General features: G+C 44.7%; 14 protein-coding genes. 7 read left to right on the forward strand and 7 right to left on the reverse strand.

Going from position 1 to position 8884, the window contains the following annotated elements; translation table 11 throughout:
* Positions 1 to 25 precede the first annotated feature (25 nt).
* Positions 26 to 1750, forward strand: a complete 1725-nt coding sequence (gene ilvB, locus CLOSYM_RS07875) for a biosynthetic-type acetolactate synthase large subunit (protein ID WP_021641705.1) — start codon at positions 26 to 28, stop codon at positions 1748 to 1750.
* Positions 1751 to 2245 carry an acetolactate synthase small subunit gene (gene ilvN, locus CLOSYM_RS07880; protein ID WP_021641706.1) on the forward strand — a complete coding sequence of 165 codons (495 nt, stop codon included), beginning with the start codon at positions 1751 to 1753 and terminating at the stop codon, positions 2243 to 2245.
* Here ilvN and CLOSYM_RS07885 read toward each other — a convergent pair.
* The 7 genes from CLOSYM_RS07885 to CLOSYM_RS07910 all read right to left on the reverse strand — a co-directional run bounded on the left by CLOSYM_RS07885 (position 2242) and on the right by CLOSYM_RS07910 (position 6546).
* Complete coding sequence (locus CLOSYM_RS07885) at positions 2242 to 3150, reverse strand: MBL fold metallo-hydrolase (protein WP_024738385.1); 909 nt, start codon at positions 3148 to 3150, stop codon at positions 2242 to 2244. The two genes, ilvN and CLOSYM_RS07885, sit on opposite strands and share 4 nt — an antisense overlap.
* Positions 3151 to 3232: 82 nt before the next feature.
* Entirely contained in the window at positions 3233 to 3883 is a 651-nt protein-coding gene (locus tag CLOSYM_RS07890) for an ABC-2 transporter permease (RefSeq protein ID WP_003499116.1), read from the reverse strand.
* On the reverse strand, positions 3880 to 4746 hold the full coding sequence (locus CLOSYM_RS07895; RefSeq protein ID WP_021641708.1) for an ABC transporter ATP-binding protein: 867 nt from the start codon (positions 4744 to 4746) through the stop codon (positions 3880 to 3882). The genes CLOSYM_RS07890 and CLOSYM_RS07895 overlap by 4 nt, the downstream gene beginning before the upstream one ends.
* 1 nt (position 4747) lies before the next feature.
* A complete protein-coding gene (locus tag CLOSYM_RS07900; protein ID WP_021641709.1) occupies positions 4748 to 5125 on the reverse strand; it encodes a GntR family transcriptional regulator in 378 nt (125 codons plus the stop codon).
* Between the two features lie 402 nt (positions 5126 to 5527).
* Entirely contained in the window at positions 5528 to 5923 is a 396-nt protein-coding gene (locus tag CLOSYM_RS07905) for a hypothetical protein (RefSeq protein WP_021641710.1), read from the reverse strand.
* Between the two features lie 116 nt (positions 5924 to 6039).
* Entirely contained in the window at positions 6040 to 6171 is a 132-nt protein-coding gene (locus CLOSYM_RS23630; RefSeq protein ID WP_021641711.1) for a hypothetical protein, read from the reverse strand.
* 150 nt (positions 6172 to 6321) lie between these two features.
* Positions 6322 to 6546, reverse strand: a complete 225-nt coding sequence (locus tag CLOSYM_RS07910; protein WP_021641712.1) for a helix-turn-helix domain-containing protein — start codon at positions 6544 to 6546, stop codon at positions 6322 to 6324.
* 419 nt (positions 6547 to 6965) lie between these two features.
* Between CLOSYM_RS07910 and CLOSYM_RS07915 the strand changes: the two genes are divergently transcribed.
* From CLOSYM_RS07915 to CLOSYM_RS07935, 5 genes are all read left to right on the forward strand, one after another.
* Positions 6966 to 7382: a hypothetical protein gene (locus CLOSYM_RS07915; protein ID WP_021641713.1), complete on the forward strand. Its 417-nt coding sequence runs from the start codon at positions 6966 to 6968 to the stop codon at positions 7380 to 7382.
* A gap of 46 nt (positions 7383 to 7428) precedes the next feature.
* A complete protein-coding gene (locus CLOSYM_RS07920) occupies positions 7429 to 7647 on the forward strand; it encodes a hypothetical protein (RefSeq protein ID WP_147296738.1) in 219 nt (72 codons plus the stop codon).
* Between the two features lie 191 nt (positions 7648 to 7838).
* Positions 7839 to 8093 carry a hypothetical protein gene (locus CLOSYM_RS07925; protein ID WP_021641715.1) on the forward strand — a complete coding sequence of 85 codons (255 nt, stop codon included), beginning with the start codon at positions 7839 to 7841 and terminating at the stop codon, positions 8091 to 8093.
* Positions 8094 to 8106: 13 nt separating this feature from the next.
* Complete coding sequence (locus CLOSYM_RS07930) at positions 8107 to 8484, forward strand: helix-turn-helix domain-containing protein (protein WP_021641716.1); 378 nt, start codon at positions 8107 to 8109, stop codon at positions 8482 to 8484.
* On the forward strand, positions 8450 to 8884 hold a 435-nt coding region (locus tag CLOSYM_RS07935), incomplete at its 3' end, for a type I CRISPR-associated protein Cas7 (RefSeq protein ID WP_044902250.1). The genes CLOSYM_RS07930 and CLOSYM_RS07935, both read left to right, overlap by 35 nt.

The raw sequence follows: 8884 nt of genomic DNA on the forward strand, positions 1-8884 counted from the left end.
AAGACGTTTGAAGGAGGTAGCTATCATGATATCAGGAGCCGAATTATTTGTTAAAGCATTAAAAGCGGAACACGTTGACACCATTTTCGCTTATCCGGGAGGACAGGCTATCGACTTATTTGACGCACTGTATGGAGAAAAGAGTATCCATGTCATTCTCCCGCGCCATGAACAGGGCTTGGTTCATGCGGCCGACGGATATGCCCGTTCCACAAAAAAGACCGGGGTGTGCCTGGTGACGAGCGGCCCGGGCGCCACAAATCTTGTCACCGGAATTGCAACAGCGAATTATGACAGTGTCCCACTGGTATGCTTCACCGGTCAGGTGCCCGTGGGCCTCATCGGAAACGACGCATTCCAGGAAGTTGATATTGTAGGCATCACAAGGAGCATCTGTAAATACGCGGTCACTGTCAGGCGGAGGGAAGAACTGGGAAGTATTATCAAAAAAGCTTTCTACATCGCTCATACAGGTAAACCAGGTGTGGTGGTCGTGGATCTTCCCAAGGATATCCAACAGGAAAACGGCAGCGGCATCTATCCGGTGCCGATCGAACTCAGGGGCTGTAAACCGAACGTTTCCGTCCATATGGGCCAGATAAAAAAGGCGGTCGGACTGTTAAACCAGTCAGAGAAGCCCGTCTTTTTAGTGGGAGGAGGCGTCCTCATTTCAGGTGCGGAACGAGAGATGACAAGACTGGCAGAGATGACGAATATTCCGGTAGTCACGACGATCATGGGTAAAGGCGCCCTCCCTTCCTCCCATCCCCTCTACGTTGGAAATCTCGGAATTCATGGATGTTATGCCGCCAACTTTGCCGTCAGCAGCTGTGACCTCCTGTTTTCCATCGGAACAAGATTTAACGACCGGATCACAGGAAAAATCGGAGATTTTGCAAAGAATGCCTCCATTGTCCATATTGATATCGATTCTGCCTCCATTTCCAGGAATATTGCCGTGGATGTCCCGATTGTCTCAGATGCAAAAGAGGCAATCCTCGCCCTTCTTGAAAAAGCCTGCCCGCTGTGTACTAAAGAATGGCTCAGGACGATAGACGGCTGGAAACGCGAACACCCTCTCGCAGCAGAACGGCCCGGATTGACACCTCAGCGCATCATCCAATCCATCAACCGCATTTTTGACCGCGCAATTATTGCCACCGATGTAGGACAAAACCAGTTGTGGGCCACACAATTTCTGGAGCTTGGGGAGGGCAGGAAGATGCTGACGTCGGGAGGGCTTGGAACCATGGGCTACGGTTTTCCCGCCGCAATCGGCGCAAAGGCCGGAAATCCGGATATGGATGTTATCGTCATATCAGGTGACGGAGGCTTCCAGATGAACGTCCAGGAAATGGCTACAGCCGTGGCATACGAACTGCCTGTCATTATCTGTATTTTCAATAACGGCTATCTTGGAAATGTAAGACAGTGGCAGGAAATGTTCTTTGACCGGCATTACTCCTCCACCTGTATCCAACGCCGCAAAAGCTGTCCCCTCCCCTGCAATTCCCCGGGTGAGAACTGTCCTGACTATATCCCGGATTTTATAAAGCTGGCCGGAAGCTACGGCGCCGCCGGGATCCGGGTAACTGCCGAGGAGGAGATCGACAAAGCCCTGCTCAGCGCAAAACGGAACAAAAAAGGTCCTACCGTCATTGAATTTATTATTGGCCGGGAAGAAAACGTCCTGCCGATCGTGCCTCCGGGAAACCGGCTCAGCGATATGATATTAGAAAGGAAGGGATAAATGATGAAAAAACGATGGATCAGCCTGTTTGTAGAAAATGATATCGGTGTCCTGGCACGAATCTCCGGCCTGTTTTCCGGCAAATCCTATAATCTGGACAGCCTCACGGTCGGAAGAACGGAGGATAGGACCGTATCCCGCATGACGATCAGCCTGACAGGCGATGACATGACCTTTGAGCAGGTAAAAAAACAACTGGCCCGGTGTGTTGAAGTGATTAAGGTGGTAGATTTTACCGATGCCGCCATCCACAGAAAAGAAATCATGTTTATCAAGATCCAAAACTGTACCGAAGCGGATATGACTGAGCTATTCAGGATTGCCGGCGTATATCAGGTTAAAATTGCCGGATACTCCCCTTCCTCCGTCCTGTTAGAAAGTGTCAGGACAGAGGAAGAAAATGATGAGCTGGCTCATCTTCTGGAACATCGCTTTACAAACAGAATGGAAATTGTGAGAGGCGGAAGCGTCGCAGTGGAGTCGGTCCGCACTTAAATTGCTCCGCCATCACTCGTCCCGTCATTAACGCTGCACCACACAAGCCGGTTGTCCGCTATTTCCGCAGCCGCCTCTCCCCTGTCATGCAGCCAGGAGAGATAGGAACGTACCGTACTTCCCACCAGCACATACTGGTTATAATCCATTACAAGCCCGTAGTGTTCGAACACCGCTTTCAGGATCTCCTCAAAGCCGCGGGGCTTTGTGCAAATCTCCTTTATAATGCCGGCAATTTCCAGAATCTTTTTCCTGTTCGCTTCAGCCAGGGGCCTAATATCCTCAACCGGCTCCGCATGGGCCGGGATATACAGCCTCCCTTCCAGTGTTTTAAGCTTTTCAAGGCTGTTTAAATACTCCTGGACATCATACAAAAATGATACATGATACTTTTCAAGGATATTTTCTCCGGTCAGACAGTCTGCCAGAAACCACACGCCGTCGTCCGTCTTAATAGCCGACATGGAAAAGGAGTGGCCGTTTACAGCCATCATCTCCAGCCCCTCAGGAAGTACCTCCGGGGTCAGGGGAAGCGCCCCGCTCGGCTGGGCCATCAGAAATTTGTTGCGAAGCTCCTTAAACGGATAACCGCCATATAAAAAAGACGGTTCCAGAACCGGATACTGTGTAAATGCCAGATCAGGACCGGCCGTATAGACGGAACAGCCTGTCCTCTGCGCCAGAAGGCTGTTTCCGCCGATGTGGTCGGCATGGGAATGGGTGTTAATCACCATCTTAAGCTTCCATCCGCCGGCCTCCAGTATTTTCAGAACCTTTTTCCCCGCATCCTTGTCATTGCCGCTGTCTATCAGACAGACCTCGCTGTCATTCAGTCTGTAAAGCCCCATTTTCGCCGGGCAATTAATATAATATGTCTTTTCTCCTGCCTGAATCAGTTCGTACATGCTCCTTTTCCTCCTTTTTGTTTTCACTGCCAGCATAGATTCTTATTATGTCCGCCGTCTATTCATCCGGTCCGGTATTCCATCAATATTCTTTCTCCCTGAATATGACGACGGCCAGCGGATAGGATACTGCAAAAGCTGCCGCCGAACATAAAAGTAAAATGAGCGCACTTGTAATCACCTGCCATACCGCCGGTTCCGGGCCGAAATACAGATTGATCAGGCTGACAAGCCCCATAAAAATCAGGATTGCCGCAAGCAGGCTGATGCCCAATACCACTTCGCTCCGCTCTTCCCCTGTCAAATAAAAAAGCGGGAAAAAGATTGCTACCATCAGGAGACTGATTCCAACTCCTGCGGCAAACAGAAGAAGAATATCCGTATTTCGGTCAAAGGGAAAACCATGTAACAGCCATGAAAGCCCCACCACCGCGCCTGCAAAAGCCATTCCGACAAACAGCCAGATTAACTGACTGATAAAATGGCTCTTCACAATATCCGCCCGCCTGACTGGCGCCGTCAATTTATATTTTCCCCACTTTGAGATAAACTCCTTGCGCAGGCTGGAACTCATATTGACTGAAAATCCAATCACAGCGAGAAATATGTAGCCGATGAGAAGCGATTGGCTGATTACGGCAGCCGCAAAAAGTCCCAAAAGGAGCATAAAGCCTGAAAAGACTTTTGCATTGGCACGAACCGCATAATAATTATTTATAAGAAGCCCCCTCATACCCGTTCCCCCTTTACCAGCAAAAGCATAATTTCATCAACAGAGACATGGTCCATCACAATATCTTTATATTTTTGCTGTGCTTTTCTTCCGTTTTCTACAAGCACATCAATCTGAAAATCCCTTTTCCTGTAAGCAAGAAAATCGCCTGGGTCCAATGTGAGAAATTGGCTTTCTTTGCAGCGCATAACAGCAAAATCATATGCCAGTTCATTTTTAGACGCGGTCATGATCAGCCTTCCGTTATGAATAAATGTGATATAATCCGCAATCTTTTCCAAATCACTGGTGATATGGGAAGACAGAAGAATCGAATGGCTTTCATCCTGCACAAACTCTAAAAATACATCCAGCATTTCCTCACGCATAATGGGGTCTAAACCGCTGGTGGCCTCATCCAGAATCAGTAATTGGGGATGGTGCGACAAAGCCACGGCAACAGCTAACTTCATCGTCATTCCCCTGGAATAATGTTTGATTTTCTGTCCGTCCGGTAAATGAAAGACTTCTAAATACCTCTGAAACAAAGAATGATCCCACTGCGTATAAAGTCCCTCCATCACCTTGGATAATTGTCTTGCATTCCAGTAAGAAGGAAAATTATCGCCGTCATAGACGACGCCGATTTGCTCTCTCATATCTGTATCTGAGTCCAGCATTTCCCGGCCGAATATTTTCACTGTCCCGCTGTCCTTTTTAATTGTATTGAGAATGCAGCTAATCGTAGTTGTCTTGCCTGCTCCATTCTCCCCGACAAATCCTAAAACAGCCCCGTATGGCAATGAAAAAGTTACATTATCCAGAACAAAATCCGACTTTGGATAAGTCTTGGATACCTGCTGCAGCTCTAATATATTCTCCATGCTATTCGTCCTCCCGGTAAAACATTGCCAACAGCTCCGTCAGTTTTTCAAGGGAAATATTGCTCGTCCGTCCGATTTCTGCTGCCGCCTGTAAATGTTCCTCTGCTATACGCTGCTGCTCCTCCTGATAAAATTCCTTGTTCTGTGCCGATACAAAACTTCCTCTGCCAACCGTTGTCTCGATAAAACCGTCCCTTTGCAAATCTTCATAGGCTTTTTGAACCGTAATGACGCTGACATGGATTGCTTTTGCCAATGCGCGCATTGACGGAATCGCATCACCGGCCGCCAGTTCCCCGCTCATTATCATCGCCTTTATCTGTGAAGTAATCTGCTCATAGATCGGCTTGTTGGCATTATTACTGATAATAATTTCCATAAGCCACTGCCCTCATTTCAATTGTACTTAATGTACAAGTACATTATATCAGCATTTCAGCCTACAGTCAATCAGAAATAGACGATGTTAAAAGGGGCAGATAAATTAAAAGCGGCGGTATCATTCACGATACCGCCGCTTAAACTCTGCACTGAGAATTATAATTCAGTGCGGGTGACAGGACTTGAACCCGTTAAATCAAATACCCCAAAACCCTGTAACTGCAAGGAACATTGTAATCACGGGACATGCAGCGCATATCATTTTACATCATTATGTTATAAAATACCCTTCCGTGTTGCATTTTACACCACCATGCAACACGGAAATGCAACACGAAAAGACAAGCGCGCGAACAGAATGGCAGCCGATTTTGGCTGCCATTTCATTTTATTCTCTTTATTATAATTCAACCTCGTTTGCTTCCCAAGCCCTAAGGAGCTTAAGATTAGGTAAAATTTCAGGATCATTATAATATGCTTTTAATTCTTCAACAGAAGAATAAACACATTCACTATAATACGTTTCTCTGGTACGCGTATTTGATACAAGACAAATATAATTTTTTAGTTCTTTCAATTTACCATTAGTATCATATCCGTATCCCTTCCATTCTATCTCATCGTCTTCGTAATTGTTATTTTTACATCCGTCTATAAATTCTGCTATAAATACAGTGGCTTTTGCTTTTTCTGCTTCCAGTACCGCAAACGCTTCTGCCTCTTCGTACGTGTTGAACCAAGCCGTTGAATCGCTGTCATAATTTTCATCTATCGATACTGCATATTTTTTAATCATATTCTTTTCTTCCTCCTTGATTTGTAGGGTCTAATTTGATATTATCTTTATAGATGGGGGAGCGGTGGCAAGCCCGCCCTCCTCTGTTTTCCTTAAAGCTTATTCTGTAGGCTTTTTTATTGCTGTCTTTCAGCTTCTTTGATTACCTTTTCAATAATCTCTTTTGCTTTATCTACGTTTCCTGTTTCCATCAATGCTTGTATCGAGTACAGTAATGTCAAAAGTTCAAGTCTTGTCATTTCTTCCATTTTTACCTCCTCTCTCCTCTTGCCCGGTAACTCGTTAAGGACTTGCCTTCCTTAACTATCTTTAGTATACACTATTTTTTATATAATGTCAATATTTATTTATATTCTTTTTTATAAAATATAAATGTATTAGTGTATTTTATATAATTTTTATATTATAGGTTCTCCAGTTTCTTTATCAATAAAAGATATCTTTAATTCTGCTCCAAGAGCCTCCGCAACCTTTTCAAGTTCTGATATTTTAAATGTATTCCTTTTATATTTGTTATTCATGTTCTGCGGGGTTTGCCCGGTTCTGCGGGCAAGTTCTGCCTCTGTGATATTTCCTCTTTTCACTCTGCAAAGATTAATATATTCTCTAACGTCTGTATGCATATGATATTCCTCCTTTTTTATATAATAAATTCTTTTTTATAATTTGTCAATTATATAATTGATATTATATAAATTATTTTACAAAAAAGTGTTGACAGTATATAAAAAATAATGTATACTTCAATCAGAAGCCAAGGATAACAACAAATTTAACCCGCCCCGGCCGGGTAACGCCGGGAGAACCATGCTGACCCTATCGGCATTACGGGGGCGGGTTAGCGAGCGCGTCCCGAGAGTTCGCCGGTATCGTTTTCGTGAATAACGAGTGTTCTCACATTCCGGGAGTATGCGTGAGAGCGAAAGGCGCAGGCACAAAAACCTGCATAGCAGGCGGGTGAAAGACCGCCCCGAGAGTTGCTGGCTTGGCGCGCTAAAAGAGGCACGGTTGCAACGTCATAGCAGGATAAAGGAGGGAGATTATGCTGGATAGATACATTGCGAAACAGATTATATTTGCTCAACTTGCTTCGGACGGAGGCAAGAAGGACAAAGAGGTATTAAACCGCATTTCCTCCTTTGTTCCTTTATCAAAAGTGCATTATAAGAAAGGGTATCACGCAAAGGATCACTGCATCATCAATGCGATCAGAGCAATACAGCGCAACCCGCAGAGTGGATTTAGATATCACGTAAAAGCGGATCGGACATTGTACAGTGGCGCACATGTCTTTATTGTCTATTTTAACTTTAAGATAGGGGGGGAGCGCTATCAGATCAGCTTTCATACGTTTGACAATATGTGGCGATTTGTCAACCAGCAATGTGTCACGCGCTGGCAAAAAAAGTATAGCAGCAAAGAGGCAGTGATAAAGTTAGTTTACCATGTATACAAATAATAACCGCCCCGGTCCGGGATCAGGCCGGGAGAAAGAGAGAAAAATAATGAGTGGCTTTGACGAATCAATGGCCTATGTCAAAAGATTCCAGGCTCTTATTGAATTTTGTGATAACATGGATACCGACGGGCTTAGTCCACTTTACAATCTTCTTCCGTTTAGCGAGAAATTAAGCGAAACGCCTTACAGAAAATCATCAATCCGGTATACAGATTTGCAGCTTGTTCTGGATAAATTCAGGGCGGCGTACAATCATAAAGCATAGTCAAAATAAAAAGGGCGGCGTCATAAGGGGAGAATAAATATCCTGTGGCGACGCCCTGTGATTTGTTAATATAGCCGAGTAACTTTATTTTTAAATTTAATTGGTATTTCTCTTGACATACAACCCATTGGGTGGTATAATAAATACATAAACAAGAGGTAAACAATTTCTAATAAAAAGGAGATACGAAGATGAAAAAGGAGTATGCAGTTAATATCGAATTAGTAAACAGTGATAGCGAGTGGAATACAGCCGATAGGGCTGACTGGTACGAGTCTTACAGCGAAGCATATGACGCAGCGGAAAAAGCATTTGAGGACCCGGATGTTATGGAAGCACATGTAAGTGTTTGGGAAGATGGCGAGATTGATGATTCCCCGCTTCGCATGGTTCGTGAAGATGGAGATGTTCGCCATTACAAGGGTGAAACACTGTTATGGGCATAAAGGAGGAAAAGAGATGTTATATACCACGTTTATTAGACTATGCGATGAAGCTATCAAGCACAATGAGCCGGAAGAGTTTATAATGAACCTCGGCTGGCAGGAATGGATGAACAAAGCTGCCGATTCCGATGAAATCACAAAGGATTTGTCCCTGATTTTCGAACTTGCAGGCCTGGATTTTCCAGGCTTGCGCAAAAGACTTAATGTCAGCATGGCAAAAATGTCAGCTATGTACCATATTTCGCTTAGGACGATAGAAAATTGGGAAGCTAAGTCATCGAATTTTCGGAACACAAAACCTTATATTATGGATTTCATCCGGTTTACGATTTTTGTCCGGGAAAAGGAGGGGGACGATGGATACCTCGGCCGTATTGAAGAACAGGATTGATTTCTGCGGCATTATTGTTGCAGAAAGATGTAACCCGAATGGCGATCCGATTAATGGAAACGTCCCGCGACAAGATTTTAACGGAAATGGAATCATTACCGATGTCTGCTTGAAACGAAAAATACGAGATCGCCTTTCAGAAAATGGATATGATGTTTTTGTTGTTAAGCAAGAAGAACTGCTGGATGAACAGAAAAGCCTTCACGGAAAGGTAAAGGCGGAGCCAGGCATGGTTCTGGCTGCGAAATCAAAAGACAGGATTTCTTACCGTAAAATTGCCTGTGAAAAATGGATTGATGTCCGGGCATTTGGACAGGTGTTTGCTTTCAAATCTTCCAAAGCGTCAAAAGAAGCCGAAGAAGAAGCAGGTATATCCGAATGTGTCCGGGGACCTGTTTCA

The organism is [Clostridium] symbiosum ATCC 14940 (assembly GCF_000466485.1).
Taxonomy (GTDB): Bacteria; Bacillota; Clostridia; order Lachnospirales; family Lachnospiraceae; genus Otoolea; species Otoolea symbiosa.

Coding starts and splice junctions, on each gene's coding strand:
- ilvB (WP_021641705.1), top strand. CDS start 26: ATGATATCAGGAGCCGAATTATTTGTTAAAGCATTAAAAGCGGAACAC.
- ilvN (WP_021641706.1), top strand. CDS start 1,751: ATGATGAAAAAACGATGGATCAGCCTGTTTGTAGAAAATGATATCGGT.
- CLOSYM_RS07885 (WP_024738385.1), bottom strand. CDS start 3,150: ATGTACGAACTGATTCAGGCAGGAGAAAAGACATATTATATTAATTGC.
- CLOSYM_RS07890 (WP_003499116.1), bottom strand. CDS start 3,883: ATGAGGGGGCTTCTTATAAATAATTATTATGCGGTTCGTGCCAATGCA.
- CLOSYM_RS07895 (WP_021641708.1), bottom strand. CDS start 4,746: ATGGAGAATATATTAGAGCTGCAGCAGGTATCCAAGACTTATCCAAAG.
- CLOSYM_RS07900 (WP_021641709.1), bottom strand. CDS start 5,125: ATGGAAATTATTATCAGTAATAATGCCAACAAGCCGATCTATGAGCAG.
- CLOSYM_RS07905 (WP_021641710.1), bottom strand. CDS start 5,923: ATGATTAAAAAATATGCAGTATCGATAGATGAAAATTATGACAGCGAT.
- CLOSYM_RS23630 (WP_021641711.1), bottom strand. CDS start 6,171: ATGGAAGAAATGACAAGACTTGAACTTTTGACATTACTGTACTCGATA.
- CLOSYM_RS07910 (WP_021641712.1), bottom strand. CDS start 6,546: ATGCATACAGACGTTAGAGAATATATTAATCTTTGCAGAGTGAAAAGA.
- CLOSYM_RS07915 (WP_021641713.1), top strand. CDS start 6,966: ATGCTGGATAGATACATTGCGAAACAGATTATATTTGCTCAACTTGCT.
- CLOSYM_RS07920 (WP_147296738.1), top strand. CDS start 7,429: ATGAGTGGCTTTGACGAATCAATGGCCTATGTCAAAAGATTCCAGGCT.
- CLOSYM_RS07925 (WP_021641715.1), top strand. CDS start 7,839: ATGAAAAAGGAGTATGCAGTTAATATCGAATTAGTAAACAGTGATAGC.
- CLOSYM_RS07930 (WP_021641716.1), top strand. CDS start 8,107: ATGTTATATACCACGTTTATTAGACTATGCGATGAAGCTATCAAGCAC.